11 protein-coding genes and 1 riboswitch are annotated in these 13,645 nt (G+C 65.0%); of the genes, 5 read left to right on the forward strand and 6 right to left on the reverse strand.

Going from position 1 to position 13,645, the window contains the following annotated elements; genetic code table 11:
- Positions 1-76: 76 nt before the first annotated feature.
- Genes nuoF through NKH83_RS14185 form a run of 6 tightly spaced genes read right to left on the reverse strand, consistent with a single transcriptional unit; the run spans position 77 to position 5,191 of the window.
- Entirely contained in the window at positions 77-1,381 is a 1,305-nt protein-coding gene (gene nuoF / locus NKH83_RS14160; RefSeq protein ID WP_254818105.1) for an NADH-quinone oxidoreductase subunit NuoF, read from the reverse strand.
- An 11-nt stretch (positions 1,382-1,392) separates the two neighbouring features.
- Complete coding sequence (nuoE, locus tag NKH83_RS14165; RefSeq protein ID WP_352477550.1) at positions 1,393-2,454, reverse strand: NADH-quinone oxidoreductase subunit NuoE; 1,062 nt, start codon at positions 2,452-2,454, stop codon at positions 1,393-1,395.
- The gene (locus tag NKH83_RS14170) at positions 2,455-3,645 is read right to left on the reverse strand and encodes an NADH-quinone oxidoreductase subunit D (RefSeq protein ID WP_254818103.1); all 1,191 of its coding nucleotides are present in this window, start codon (positions 3,643-3,645) and stop codon (positions 2,455-2,457) included. It lies immediately after the preceding gene.
- Positions 3,646-4,248: an NADH-quinone oxidoreductase subunit C gene (locus NKH83_RS14175; RefSeq protein WP_254818102.1), complete on the reverse strand. Its 603-nt coding sequence runs from the start codon at positions 4,246-4,248 to the stop codon at positions 3,646-3,648.
- Between the two features lie 5 nt (positions 4,249-4,253).
- Positions 4,254-4,835, reverse strand: a complete 582-nt coding sequence (locus tag NKH83_RS14180) for a NuoB/complex I 20 kDa subunit family protein (protein ID WP_023720749.1) — start codon at positions 4,833-4,835, stop codon at positions 4,254-4,256.
- The gene (locus NKH83_RS14185; protein ID WP_023720750.1) at positions 4,826-5,191 is read right to left on the reverse strand and encodes an NADH-quinone oxidoreductase subunit A; all 366 of its coding nucleotides are present in this window, start codon (positions 5,189-5,191) and stop codon (positions 4,826-4,828) included. The genes NKH83_RS14180 and NKH83_RS14185 overlap by 10 nt, the downstream gene beginning before the upstream one ends.
- Positions 5,192-5,527: 336 nt before the next feature.
- Between NKH83_RS14185 and NKH83_RS14190 the strand changes: the two genes are divergently transcribed.
- The 5 genes from NKH83_RS14190 to cobG all read left to right on the forward strand — a co-directional run bounded on the left by NKH83_RS14190 (position 5,528) and on the right by cobG (position 13,644).
- Positions 5,528-6,727, forward strand: coding sequence for a winged helix-turn-helix domain-containing protein (locus NKH83_RS14190; protein WP_352477736.1), 1,200 nt, complete (start codon positions 5,528-5,530; stop codon positions 6,725-6,727).
- 29 nt (positions 6,728-6,756) lie between these two features.
- Positions 6,757-6,960: riboswitch (cobalamin riboswitch) on the forward strand.
- Between the two features lie 38 nt (positions 6,961-6,998).
- On the forward strand, positions 6,999-7,433 hold the full coding sequence (locus NKH83_RS14195) for a DUF1636 family protein (RefSeq protein WP_352477548.1): 435 nt from the start codon (positions 6,999-7,001) through the stop codon (positions 7,431-7,433).
- Positions 7,430-8,470, forward strand: a complete 1,041-nt coding sequence (cobW, locus tag NKH83_RS14200; RefSeq protein ID WP_352477547.1) for a cobalamin biosynthesis protein CobW — start codon at positions 7,430-7,432, stop codon at positions 8,468-8,470. Before NKH83_RS14195 ends, cobW begins: the two co-directional genes overlap by 4 nt.
- An 18-nt stretch (positions 8,471-8,488) precedes the next feature.
- Positions 8,489-12,157, forward strand: coding sequence for a cobaltochelatase subunit CobN (cobN, locus tag NKH83_RS14205; protein WP_352805256.1), 3,669 nt, complete (start codon positions 8,489-8,491; stop codon positions 12,155-12,157).
- Positions 12,154-13,644, forward strand: a complete 1,491-nt coding sequence (gene cobG / locus NKH83_RS14210; protein WP_502895571.1) for a precorrin-3B synthase — start codon at positions 12,154-12,156, stop codon at positions 13,642-13,644. The genes cobN and cobG overlap by 4 nt, the downstream gene beginning before the upstream one ends.
- Position 13,645 lies beyond the last annotated feature (1 nt).

Genomic DNA, 13,645 nt, shown 5'->3' on the forward strand with positions numbered 1-13,645 from the left:
TGGTCTCCTGGTCGTTTCCGTCTGCCCCGCGCTCGTTTCCTCGTTTCGGGCATTCGCCCGCATTTTTTGAATTCTTCTATTCCGCCGCCGCCAGCACCGGTTCGGCGCGGTGTGCGTTGCGCGAAAACTCGTCGATGCGCCGCTCCACCTCGCCACGGAAATGCCGCATCAGACCCTGGATCGGCCATGCCGCCGCATCGCCCAGAGCGCAGATCGTGTGGCCCTCGACCTGCTTGGTCACGTCGAGCAGCATGTCGATCTCGCGCTTCTGCGCCTCGCCGCGCACCAGCCGTTCCATCACCCGCCACATCCAGCCCGTGCCCTCACGGCAGGGCGTGCACTGGCCGCAGCTCTCGTGCTTGTAGAAATAGGACAGCCGCGCGATCGCCTTCACGACATCGGTCGACTTGTCCATGACGATGACAGCCGCGGTGCCGAGGCCCGATTTCAGGTCGCGCAGCGCATCGAAATCCATCGGCGCGTCGATAATCTGCTCGGCCGGCACCAGCGGCACCGAGGCGCCGCCCGGAATGACCGCCAGCAGATTGTCCCAGCCGCCGCGGATGCCGCCGCAATGCGTCTCGATCAGTTCGCGGAACGGGATCGACATCGCCTCTTCGACGGTGCACGGATTGTTGACGTGGCCGGAGATGCAGAACAGCTTGGTGCCGGCATTGTTGGGCCGGCCGAAGGACGAGAACCAGGCCGCACCGCGGCGCAGAATGGTTGGCGCGACAGCGATCGACTCGACATTGTTGACCGTCGTCGGGCAGCCATAGAGGCCGACATTGGCCGGGAAAGGCGGCTTCAGCCGCGGCTGGCCCTTCTTGCCCTCGAGGCTTTCGAGCAGCGCCGTTTCCTCGCCGCAGATATAGGCGCCGGCGCCATGGTGCATGTAGATGTCGAAATCATAGCCGGACGTGTTGTTCTTGCCGATCAGCTTGGCCGCATAGGCCTCGTCGATGGCGCGCTGCAGCGCCTCGCGCTCGCGGATGAACTCGCCGCGCACATAGATGTAGGCGGCGACCGCGCCCATGGCGAAGCCCGCGATCAGGCAGCCCTCGACCAGCGTATGCGGATCGTGGCGCAATATATCGCGGTCCTTGCAGGTGCCGGGTTCGGATTCGTCGGCATTGACAACGAGATAACTCGGCCGGCCGTCGCTCTGCTTGGGCATGAACGACCATTTCAGCCCGGTCGGGAAGCCGGCGCCGCCGCGGCCGCGCAGGCCCGATGCCTTCATCTCGTTGACGATCCACTCGCGCCCCTTGGCGATGATGCCGGGCGTGTTGTCCCAGGCGCCGCGCGCCATGGCGCCGGCCAGCGACTTGTCGAAGCGGCCGTAGATATTGTTGAAGATGCGGTCTCTGTCCTGAAGCATTGCTCGTTCCTTCAGACCGGCTTCTTGCCGGTCGGCCGGCGCTTGTTTCCGGGCGACGGCTTGGCCGCTTCGGCGGCAGCCTTCGCCGGTTTAACCTTGGCCTCCGGCGCTTTGAAAGCAGACGCCGGCTCGGCCTTGTTCTTGGAGCCTTTGCGCTGTTTCGAGACGTCCTCGACCTGCGGCTCGGCCTTGTTGGCATTGGCGGCCGAATGCAGAGGCGCTGCAACGCTCGCCGCCTTCTCCGCCGCGGGCGCGACTTTTGTCGCCGACGGCGATTTCAGCGCCGGGCTGGTCTCGACCGCATCGGTCTTCGGCTTGCTGGCATTCGAGGGCGCAACTGGCGCCGGTGCAGGCGCGGCAGCAGGCGGAACCGGCGCTGCGGCAGCGGCCGCCGGCGCCGCTTCCTTGGCGGCCTTGGTCGCGGCCCTGGTTTCCCGGTCGCGGGTCGCCTTGAGGATCGCCTTTTCACTCTTAAGGGTCGTCAGGCCGCTGGCCGGCTCGGAAGTGACGCGGCCGTTTTGCGGTCCCGGTTCCACCGTGGCGCCCTTACCGGCGTCATAAAGGTCGATGATCTCGGCAAGCCGCTCCGGCGTCAAATCCTCATAGGTGTCCTTGAATATCATCACCATCGGCGCGTTGACGCAGGCGCCGAGACACTCGACCTCCTCCCACGACAGCGTGCCTTTGTCGTTGGTGTGGAACTGGTCGTGATGGATCTTCGAGCGGCACACATCCATCAGCGCTTCCGAGCCGCGCAGCATGCAGGGCGTGGTGCCGCAGACCTGGATATGGGCGCGGCTGCCGACCGGATTGAGTTGGTATTGCGTATAGAAGGTGGCGACTTCCAGCCCTCTGATATAGGGCATGCCGAGCATGTCGGAGATCGCCTCGATCGCCGCCTTGGTCACCCAGCCTTCCTGCTCCTGCGCCAGCATCAGCAAGGGGATGATCGCGGATTGCTCGCGCCCCTTCGGATATTTCTTGATCCACTGCTTCGCCGCTGCCGCATTCGCCCGGTTGAAGGCGAAGGAGGCTGGCTGGAGGCTGGCTTCTGCGAGACGGCGGACTGACATTTAGCGATCGACCTCACCAAACACGATGTCGAGGGAGCCGAGAACGGCGGTGACGTCGGCCAGCATGTGGCCGCGGCACAAAAAGTCCATGGCTTGCAGATGCGCAAAGCCCGGCGCGCGCAGCTTGCAGCGGTAGGGCTTGTTGGTGCCGTCGGAGACGAGATAGACGCCGAACTCGCCCTTCGGAGCCTCGACCGCGGCATAGACCTCGCCGGCCGGCACGCGGTAGCCTTCGGTGTAGAGCTTGAAGTGATGGATCAGCGCTTCCATCGAGCGCTTCATCGCCGCGCGCTTCGGCGGCACCACCTTGCCGTCGAGGTTCGACACCGGCCCGCCGCCTTCCTTGCCGAGCAACAGGTCGACGCACTGGCGCATGATTTTCGCCGACTGCCGCATCTCTTCCATGCGCACCAGATAACGGTCGAAACAGTCGCCGTTCTTGCCGACCGGAATGTCGAAGTCCAGCTCGGCATAGCATTCGTAGGGTTGCGATTTGCGCAGGTCCCACGGCGCACCCGAGCCGCGCACCATGACGCCGGAAAACCCCCAGGCCCAGGCGTCCGCCAGGGAGACAGTGGCAATGTCGACATTGCGCTGCTTGAAAATACGGTTACCGGTCAAGAGCGCGTCGAGGTCGTCGATCGACTTCAGGAACGGGTCAATCCACTTGCCGATGTCCTCGATCAGCTTCTGCGGCAGGTCCTGATGCACGCCGCCCGGCCGGAAATAGGCTGCATGCATGCGCGAGCCGCTGGCACGCTCATAGAACACCATCAGCTTTTCGCGCTCGACGAAGCCCCACAGCGGCGGCGTCAGCGCGCCGACATCCATCGCCTGCGTCGTCACATTGAGGATGTGCGACATGATGCGGCCGATCTCAGAGTAGAGAACTCGAATAAGCTGCCCGCGCTTCGGCACCTCGATGCCGAGCAGCCGCTCGGCTGCAAGCGCAAAGGCATGCTCCTGGTTCATCGGCGCGCAATAGTCGAGCCGGTCGAGATAAGGCACCGCCTGCAGATAAGTCTTGTGCTCGATCAGCTTTTCCGTGCCGCGATGCAACAGTCCGATATGCGGATCGACGCGGTCGACGACCTCGCCGTCGAGCTCCAGCACGAGGCGCAAAACGCCGTGCGCAGCCGGATGCTGCGGGCCGAAATTGATGTTGAAGTTGCGGACGGAGGTTTCAGCCATTCACTGTTTTGCCTTCTCGTCCCCCGGCAGAACATAATCCGTGCCTTCCCATGGGGACAGAAAATCGAAATTGCGGAATTCCTGCTTGAGCTCCACCGGCTCGTAGATGACGCGCTTGGCTTCGTCGTCGTAGCGCACCTCGACGAAGCCGGTCAGCGGAAAGTCCTTGCGCAGCGGATGGCCTTCGAAGCCGTAGTCGGTCAGAATCCGCCGCAGATCGGGATGACCCGAAAACAGCACGCCATAGAGATCGTAGGTTTCGCGTTCGAACCAGTCGGCGCCGGGATATATGCCGGTGATTGACGGCACCAGCGTCTCTTCGTCGGCCTGGACCTTGATGCGGATGCGGATATTCTGCCTCGGCGACAGCAAATGATAGACGACGTCGAAGCGCTTTGCCCGCGACGGATAATCCGCGCCGCAGACATCGATGATCGAGATGAACTGGCATTTCGGGTCGTCGCGCAGGAAGGTCACTACCTCGATCAGGTCGCGCGGTTCGACCGAGATGGTGAGTTCGCCATAGGCAAACACCACCTCGCCGATCCGGCCGGTCAGCTTCTCGCCGAGATAGGTCGAGAGGTCATTCAACGCCTGGGTCATGCCGCTCACCGCTCGATCGTGCCGGTGCGGCGGATCTTCTTCTGCAGGAGAAGGATGCCGTAGAGCAGCGCTTCGGCGCTCGGCGGGCAGCCGGGCACGTAGATGTCGACCGGCACGATGCGGTCGCAGCCGCGCACCACCGAATAGGAATAATGATAATAGCCGCCGCCATTGGCGCAGGAGCCCATCGAGATGACGTAGCGCGGCTCCGGCATCTGATCGTAGACCTTGCGCAGCGCCGGCGCCATCTTGTTGGTCAGCGTGCCGGCAACGATCATGATGTCGGACTGACGCGGAGACGCGCGCGGCGCAACACCGAACCTTTCCGAGTCATAGCGCGGCATCGAGGTATGGATCATCTCGACCGCGCAGCAGGCGAGACCGAAGGTCATGAACATCAGCGAGCCGCTGCGCGCCCAGGTGATCAGCGCCTCGGTCGAGGTGACGAGAAAGCCCTTGTCGGCGAGCTCGTTGTTGATCTCCAGGAAGAACGGATCATCCTCCCCCACCGGCCTGCCGGTGTTGGGGTCGATGAGGCCCTTGGGCTTCGGCGCGACGAGCGTGCCGGAACTGTCGTTCAATCCCATTCCAGCGCTCCTTTTTTCCATTCATAGGCAAAGCCGATGGTCAGCACCGCCAAAAACACCATCATCGACCAAAAACCGAGCATGCCGATCTGGCTGAACGACACCGCCCAAGGAAACAGGAAGGCCACCTCCAGATCGAAGATGATGAAGAGGATCGACACCAGGTAGAAGCGGATGTCGAACTTCATGCGCGCATCGTCGAACGAGTTGAAGCCGCATTCATAGGCCGAAAGCTTTTCCGGATCGGGGTTGCGGTAGGCCACCAGGAAGGGTGCGGCAAGCAGCGCCAGCCCGACCACCAGCGCCACGCCGATGAACAGGACGATGGGCAGGTACGAACCTAAAAGTGCGTTCATGCTGCAGTTTCCGTTGGCGGCCAATCCACTCTGATTACAGCACCGGACCCACTTGCGGAAGCGTGACAGTTTAACCACTGAACCGTTTTAAGGGGGCTCTATGCTGCAACGCGGCGAGGGTTAGCGCAGCGCTTTCGGCGAAGCAAGTCAAACCTTGTTCAAATCGCGGTACTGGGCGGCATATCCGGGAAAACTGGTCAGATCCGCTCCTGTTTGATTTCTTTCACTTTTCACTCCACTTTTCTCTCCTGACATGGATACCGACAAAACCCTGCTAGCATGGCGCGGAATCGCAGATTCTCTGCTCTGTCCGGCATCATCAGGATACCCGCATTGATGAAGGAAAAAATCTCGCTTCGCATGGCCCGCCGCATCGCGCTGGCGGCACAGGGATTCAATGACCCCCGACCCGCCGGTACACCCGACCGCCGACATCTGGCCCGCGTGCTTGCCCGTACCGGCCTGCTGCAGATCGATTCCGTCAGCGCCGTGGTGCGCGCCCACTACATGCCGCTCTATTCGCGGCTTGGCCCCTACAAGCTGGCGCTGCTCGACGACGCCGCCATAACGCGCAAGCGGATGGTCTTTGAATATTGGGCGCACGAAGCCTCCTTCCTGCCGGTCGAGACCTATCCGCTGATGCGCTGGCGCATGCAGCGGGCCGAGCGCGGCGAGGAAATGTACAGCGGACTGGCCAAATGGGGCCGCGAGCACGCCGCCTATATCGAGGAGATCTATCGCCAGGTCGTCGATCACGGCCCGATCGCCGCTTCAGCCCTCGAAGGCCAAAAGGGCAATGGTGGCTGGTGGGGCTGGAGCCATGCCAAGCACGCCTTCGAATGGCTGTTCTGGGCCGGCCGCATCACCACAGCGCATCGCCGCGGCTTCGAGCGGTTCTACGATCTGCCGGAGCGCGTACTGCCGCCGGCGGTACTCGCTCTGCCGGTTCCTTGCCCCGAGGATGCGCACCGCGAATTGCTGCGTATCTCCGCCCGCGCCCATGGCGTCGCCACGGCAGGCGACCTGCGCGACTATTTCCGCCTCTCGCCCGCCGATATCAAGGGCCGCATCGAGGAGCTGGTCGAGGCTGGCGAGCTGTTGCCGGTGAGCGTCGACGGCTGGAGCAAAACAGCCTATCTCCACAAGAACGCCCGTTTGCCGCGCCGGACCGAGGCGCGCGCCCTGCTTGCGCCGTTCGATCCCGTCGTCTTCGAGCGGTCGCGCACCGAGCGGCTGTTCGACTTCCACTACCGCATCGAGATCTACACGCCGGCCGAAAAGCGCCGGTATGGCTATTACGTGCTGCCGTTCCTGCTCGGCGACAGCATCGTCGGGCGGGTCGACCTCAGGGCCGACCGTCCGGCCGGCGTATTGCGCGTCCATGCCGCCTATGCGGAGCCCGGCGCCCCGCCACAAACCGCTGCCGAACTCTTCGAGGAATTGAAGCAGATGCAGGGCTGGCTCGGGCTTGAGCGCATCGAGGTGACAGCTGCCGGTGATCTTGGGCCGGCGCTGGCCGACATTGCCGCGTCGTAGACGTGCGTTGACACGACTGCCTCCACAAGCCTAAATCTGTTCCAGACGGTCCCCTGCCCGCAACGGCAGGGGCCAAGAGGGAATGCGGTGCGAAATCTCGATTTCAAATCCGCGGCTGTCCCCGCAACTGTAAGCGACGAGCCAAGGCCGAAAACCACTGGGATATTCCCGGGAAGGCGGCACCAAGGCGATGACCCGCGAGCCAGGAGACCTGCCGTCTAGGACATAAGAATCCGATCGCCTGGCGGGTTTTCCGGGCAAGGAGCCTGATTTGGAACGCGACAGCAGTTTTTCGGCTGAGACAGCGGATTTATTGTCCGGCCCTGACGATTCCCTGGCCGGCGTTACCGTCATCGTCTGCTCTTCCTGCCGTGACGAGACCGGTTCGGACGCTCATCCCCGCGCCGGCGAACTGCTCGCCGAGGACACGCGCCGCGCCGCTTCCGGCGAAAACATCAAAATCCGCACCGTCGAATGCCTCGGCAATTGCAAGCGCCGGCTCAGCGCCGCCATGCTGCGCGACGGCTGCTGGAGTTACGTCTTCGGCGACCTGACCACGACCAGCGGCGCCGATCTCGTGACCGGTGCAAAGCTGTTCGCCACCTCGACGGATGGGCTCATTCCGTGGCGCGGCCGTCCCGATTGTCTGAAGCGCGGTCTGGTTGCCCGCATCCCTCCCCTCGACCTTTTGAAGGACTTGATATGACCGCTGCCTCCCTTTCGCGCGTCCCCTGCACCGTCGTTACCGGATTTCTCGGCGCCGGCAAGACGACATTGATCCGCCATTTGCTCGAAAACGCCAAAGGCAAGCGGCTGGCCATCATCGTCAACGAGTTCGGCGACATCGGCATCGACGGCGAGATCCTGAAGGGCTGCGGCATCGACACCTGCCCCGAGGAAAACATCGTCGAGCTGGCCAATGGCTGCATCTGCTGCACTGTCGCCGACGATTTCGTCCCGGCGCTCGACCAAATCCTGTCGCTGATGCCGAGGGTCGACCATATCCTGATCGAGACATCCGGGCTGGCCCTGCCCAAGCCGCTGGTCCAGGCCTTCCAGTGGCCGTCGGTCAAGAGCCGGGTGACCGTCGACGGCGTCATCGCCGTCGTCGACGGACCGGCGCTGGCGGATGGCCGCGTCGCCAACGACATGGACGCCCTGCAGGCGCAGCGCGCGCAGGACGAGACGCTCGAACACGACGATCCGGTCGAGGAAGTATTCGAAGACCAGCTCGCTTGCGCCGACCTGATCATCCTGTCGAAGAGCGACCTGATGGACGCAGCCGGCTCGGCCCGTGCCAATGCCGTCATCGGCAAGCATGTTGCGCGGGCGGTGAAGATCGTGCCGACTTCGCAAGGCAAGGTCGATCCGTCGGTGCTGCTCGGCCTCGGCCTCGCCGTCGAGGACGACATCGAGAACCGCAAGACCCATCACGACGACGAGCTCGACCACGAGCATGACGATTTTGACTCGTTCGTCATCGACATCGCGTCCGTCTCCAACCCGGACGAGCTCGCACAACGCGTCGCCACGGCGGCGGCGGAAGAAAACGTGTTGCGCGTCAAGGGCTTCGTCGAGGTTGGCGGCAAGCCGATGCGGCTCCTGCTGCAGGCTGTCGGTCCCCGCGTCAACCATTATTACGATCGCGCCTGGACGGCTGACGACGACCGCCGTTCGCGCCTCGTCGTCATCGGTCTGAAAGGGCTGAACCGCCCGGCGATAGAGCGTATCCTCGCCGGCTGACCCCAGGTACGAGCCGCGATGCACATCCTCACCACCACATCCGCCTCGCTCGACGATCTCGCCGAGCCTGTCGATCTCAGGCAAACGCCTGCGGATGTCGTGGCCCTGTCCTTCACCGACAGCGACCTGGCCGGGCTGGCGGCGGCGTGGAAGGCGGATGCGGACCGCCTGCCCTCGATGCGGCTCGCCGCCTTGCGCGACCTGCGCCATCCGATGTCCGTCGACCTCTGGACCGAGAGCGTCGCCCGCCACGCCAAGGTCATTCTGGTCCGCATTCTCGGCGGCTACGAGTGGTGGCGCTATGGCTGCGACCAGCTCGCCGTTATCGCGCGAAATCGCGGTATCAAGCTGGCGCTCCTACCGGGCGAGAGCCACGACGAGGATTTGCGACTGATCGAAGGCTCGACGCTGCCGCGCGAGGAGTTGGACGCCCTGCTGGGCTATTTCCGCGAGGGCGGGCCGGCAAATATGACGGCGCTGGTGCAGAGGCTGGCAAGTCTCGCTGGATCGGGTGCGGCGATAGCCGAACCTGTTAGCGTGCCAAAGGCGGGATTTTACGAGCCGGGGCTAGGGGTCGTAGAACGCGGCGTCCCCCTCCCCCTCGAGGGGAGGGTCCGGCCGCAGGCCGGGAGTGGGGTCCTCTCCGAAGCGCGCCAACACTTTGAAGCGCGCCGACAGAAAAAAATGTCGAGCACTGCCGCAACGACCCCACCCGGCCCTTCGGGCCACCCTCCCCTCGAAGGGGAGGGAGAAGTCGTGCCGATCCTCTTCTACCGCTCGATGCTGCTCGCCGCCGACGTCGCGCCCATCGACGCGCTTTTCGAAGCGCTGAGCGCGCGCGGCATGGCTCCCGTGCCTATCTTCGTCTCCAGCCTCAAGGACCCGGCCTCACTCGCCTTTGTTGAAACCGCGCTTGCAACGCTGAAGCCTGCCGCCATCATCACCGCCACAGCTTTCGCCTCCGGGGCCGAGCCGGGCGTTGAAACCCTGTTCGACCGCGCCGGCGTGCCGGTGTTCCAGGTCATCGTCGCAACCACCCGCCGCGACATCTGGCAAACCAATCAGCGCGGCCTGGCGCCCGCCGACCTTGCCATGCATGTCGTCCTGCCCGAGCTCGACGGCCGCATCCTGGCCGGCGCCATTTCCTTCAAGGGCGAAAGCGAAACCGATCCCGCATTGGCCTTCCGCGCCTTCGCCAACCGGCCAGAGCCCGACCGCGTCGCGCAAGTGGCGAACCGTATCGAGGCATTCGTGCGCCTGCGGCGGACGCCGCGCGCGGAACGCAAGCTCGCCATCCTGATCCCCGACTATCCGAGCGCCCCCGGTCGCACCGGCTACGCCGTCGGCCTCGACGTGCCGTCCAGCGTGCTGGCAATGCTGCACGACCTGAGCGAACAGGGCTACGCCGTTGAAAGGATTCCGCAAACGCCAAGGGAGTTGTTGGATTTGCTGGAACGGGGCAATGGTGGGCTGAGACTGGACGATTATCTCGCTCTTTCTGCAGAGTTACCGACTGCGGCACTCGCTGCCGTGGAGGCGGCATGGGGTAAGGCGGAAGATGAGACAGGTTCGCGCGAGGCGCCCCCCTCTGTCCTGCCGGACATCTCCCCCTCAAGGGAGGAGATTGGCCGTTTCGCCGACGGCTCTACCTTAATACCGTCGGTAGTTGGCGAAAGCAGAAGTCACGGAGCAATCTCTCCCCTTGAGGGGGAGATGTCCGGCAGGACAGAGAGGGGTGTTCAAGCGCCTGCCGTCGCCAAATTCCCCTTCCGCACGGCCACGTTCGGCAACATCACCGTGGCGCTCGCCCCCGATCGCGGGCGCTCAGTCGACCGCCGCGCCGACTATCACGACCCGACATTGCCGCCTCGCCATGCGCTGGTCGCCTTTGGCCTCTGGCTGCGCCAGTCGCTCGGCATCCATGCAATTGTCCATGTCGGCGCCCACGGCACGCTGGAATGGCTGCCCGGCAAGACCGTTGCGCTCAGCGAAAACTGCTTTCCCGAAATCGTCGCCGGCGCCCTGCCCGTCATTTATCCGTTCATCGTCTCCAACCCCGGCGAGGCAGCCCAGGCCAAGCGGCGCGTTGCCGCCGTCACGCTTGGCCATCTGCCGCCGCCACTGACCGGCGCCGGGCTGGACGAAAACCAGCACAGGCTTGAACGACTGGTCGACGAATATGCCCAGGCCGACGGGCTCGACCGCCGCCGCCGCGACCGCCTGGCGAAGCTGATCGTCGAAACGGCGGAAAAGACCGGCCTCGCCTCAGAGGCTGGTGTCGCCAGGACCGACGCAGCCGACGAGGCTTTGCGCCGCATCGACGCCTGGCTCTGCGATCTCAAGGATTTCGCCATCAAGGACGGCCTGCACATTTACGGCCGCTCGCCGGAAGGCGAAGCTGATCCGGTACGGCGGCAAAGTGCGGCAGCTGAAAAAACCGCGCTGCTTGCCGCCCTCGACGGCCGCCACGTCGCTGCCGGTCCGGCCGGCGCGCCGGCGCGTGGCCGGAGCGATGTGCTGCCGACCGGGCGCAATTTGTTTACCGCCGACCCGCGCACCATGCCGACGCCGACATCGTTCGATCTCGGCAGGGCGGCCGCCGACGAGGTCTTGCGCAGCTACATGCAATCGCATGGCGACTGGCCGCGCTCGCTGGTCATCGACCTCTGGGGGTCGGCCTCGCTGCGCACCGGCGGCGAGGAGATCGCGCAAGGCCTGGCGCTGATGGGCTGCCGGCCGCAATGGGATTCAGCCACCGGCCGCATCACCGGCATCGAGGTGCTGCCGCCGGCAACGCTCGGCCGCCCGCGCGTCGATGTCACCTGGCGCATATCGGGCCTGTTCCGCGACATGTTCCCGACCCAGATCGCGCTGATCGATGCCGCCGCCAACGCCGTCGCCGCCCGCGACGAGGACGATTCGGAAAACCCGCTGGCGGCCAGCACCCGCGCGGATGGAAAGATCAGCCCGCGCATTTTCGGCACCTCGCCGGGCACTTACGGCGCCGGCGTCGAGGACTTGTTGTCGAGCGGCGACTGGGCTGCGCGCGAAGAGATCGGCCGCACTTACCTCGACGCCACTTCGCATGCCTATGGCGGCGCCGAGGGCGAAGGCATTTCGGCGCCCGGCGCGTTCGAGGGCCGCATCGCTGAGGCCGACCTTCTGGTTCATACCGGCGACGACCCCGGCCGCGACATCCTCGAAGGCTCGGCCGACGTCGCCTTTATCGGCGGCTTTTCGGCAGCGCTTGCCGCGCTCGGCAGCAGCGCCGACGTCATCGTCCTCGACATCACGGACCCGCAAAGGCCCAAGCCGCGCTCGGTTGGTGAGGCCGTATCCCGGGTAGTTCGCGCCCGCGCGGTGAACCCGCGCTTCATCGCCGGCCAGATGCGGCACGGGCCGCGCGGCGCCTCGGAATTCGCCGAGACGGTCGACCGGCTGGTCGGCTTTGCCGAGACTACCCATGCCATATCAGGCACGCTGATCGACGCCGTGCACGATGCCTATCTTGGCGACCCCGTGGTGCGCGCCTTCATCCTGCGCGAGAACCCGGCGGCGGCGAAGGTGATTGCCGAGCGTTTGCTGTCAGCACGGCGGCGCGGGCTCTGGCATCCGCTGCGCAACTCGATCGATGACGATCTCGCCGCACTGATTGCCGAAGCGCAAGCTCTGGGAGTGGCGGCATGAACGCTTTCTCGCGCCGTGGCGCCTGCCCTGCCTTGTCCGCGCCGATGCAAACCGGCGACGGGCTACTGGTGCGGCTCAATCCGGTCGCTGGAGGACTGTTGCCGAAGTCGTTGATCGGACTCTGCGAATCCGCCTTGCGCCATGGCAACGGCATCATGGAAGTGACCGCCCGCGGCGGCCTGCAGATACGCGGCCTGACGCCGGCAAGCGCGCCGCTACTGGCGATGGAGGTCGATGCGCTCGGCATCGCCGTGCGCACCGGCGTGCCGGTCGAGACCGGCCCGCTGGCCGGGCTCGACCCGGAGGAGATAGCCGACCCGCGCCCGATGGCGGAGCGGATTCGGGTGGCGATTGAAGAGGCTGGTCTGACGGCAAGGCGCGGTCCGAAGGTTTCAGTCGTCATCGACGGCGGCGGGCAACTGACGATGGATGCGGTGACGGCCGACATACGACTGGCTGCGATCAGAACCGACGCGGGCGTCCGCTGGCTGATAGCCGTTGCTGGCGACGGGCAGAATGCCAAGCCTCTCGCCATGGCCGAGGAGGAAGCAGCCCGTGATATCGCCGTCGCGATTCTAAGGATGGTCGCCGAAAAAGGCCGCGACGCTCACGCAAGGGATTTGACGGAACGGCAGCGCAGATCTCTCGCAAGCTGGCATTCCTTCGCGCCCCCCTCTGTCCTGCCGGACATCTCCCCCTTTAGGGGGGAGATCGGCAGTTCCGCCGACGGCCGTACTTCTGCTGCCTTGGTATTTGGCGCGACTTCGGCGATTAGCGGAGGCGGAGACCAAGGCGCAATCTCCCCCCTAGAGGGGGAGATGTCCGGCAGGACAGAGGGGGGCGCCGCCGAGCGCCTTCGCCCGCCCATTGGTATCTTCAACCTGAGCAACGGCCGTGCCCTCGGCATCGGCCTGCCCTTCGGCAGCATGCCCGCGCAAAAACTCATCGGCCTCACGCAAGAAGCCATCGCCCTGGGCGTCACCGAAATCCGCCTCGCTCCAAGCCGCGCGCTGCTTTTCATCGGCCTTTCGCCAACCGCCTACCACTCGCTTCAGCAGACAGCCGCCGCCCTCGGCTTCGTCACAGACCCCGCCGACCCGCGCACCCGGATCGCCGCCTGCCCCGGCGCACCCGCCTGTGCCTCCGGCCGCATCTCCACCCGCGACATCGCCGAGATCATCGCTACAGAAAGCCGCGACATCCTCGATTCTTCGCTGACGCTGCACATCTCCGGCTGCGCCAAGGGCTGCGCCCATCCCGGTCCAGCGGAGCTGACCCTGGTCGGTGGCGAAAACGGAGCCGGACTTGTCGTGGACGGGACGGCAAAGGCATTGCCCGCCGGATACAGGCCGGGCTACGACGCCGCGCACGGCATCGGCCGCGTTGCAGCGGCGATCCGCAGCGCACGACATCCCGGCGAAACCGTTGCCGCCTGCCTCGCGAGGCTCGGCACGGCGGGCGTCGTCAAAGCTTACCGACAGGAATGAA

This window comes from Mesorhizobium sp. M0909 (assembly GCF_040319515.1).
In the GTDB taxonomy this organism is placed as follows: domain Bacteria; phylum Pseudomonadota; class Alphaproteobacteria; order Rhizobiales; family Rhizobiaceae; genus Mesorhizobium.

Bases quoted from the DNA above. Each gene is read 5' to 3' on its own strand.
- NKH83_RS14175 (WP_254818102.1), bottom strand. From the start codon at position 4,248: ATGACCCAGGCGTTGAATGACCTCTCGACCTATCTCGGCGAGAAGCTG.
- NKH83_RS14170 (WP_254818103.1), bottom strand. From the start codon at position 3,645: ATGGCTGAAACCTCCGTCCGCAACTTCAACATCAATTTCGGCCCGCAG.
- cobW (WP_352477547.1), top strand. From the start codon at position 7,430: ATGACCGCTGCCTCCCTTTCGCGCGTCCCCTGCACCGTCGTTACCGGA.
- NKH83_RS14190 (WP_352477736.1), top strand. From the start codon at position 5,528: ATGAAGGAAAAAATCTCGCTTCGCATGGCCCGCCGCATCGCGCTGGCG.
- cobN (WP_352805256.1), top strand. From the start codon at position 8,489: ATGCACATCCTCACCACCACATCCGCCTCGCTCGACGATCTCGCCGAG.
- NKH83_RS14185 (WP_023720750.1), bottom strand. From the start codon at position 5,191: ATGAACGCACTTTTAGGTTCGTACCTGCCCATCGTCCTGTTCATCGGC.
- NKH83_RS14180 (WP_023720749.1), bottom strand. From the start codon at position 4,835: ATGGGATTGAACGACAGTTCCGGCACGCTCGTCGCGCCGAAGCCCAAG.
- cobG (WP_502895571.1), top strand. From the start codon at position 12,154: ATGAACGCTTTCTCGCGCCGTGGCGCCTGCCCTGCCTTGTCCGCGCCG.
- nuoE (WP_352477550.1), bottom strand. From the start codon at position 2,454: ATGTCAGTCCGCCGTCTCGCAGAAGCCAGCCTCCAGCCAGCCTCCTTC.
- nuoF (WP_254818105.1), bottom strand. From the start codon at position 1,381: ATGCTTCAGGACAGAGACCGCATCTTCAACAATATCTACGGCCGCTTC.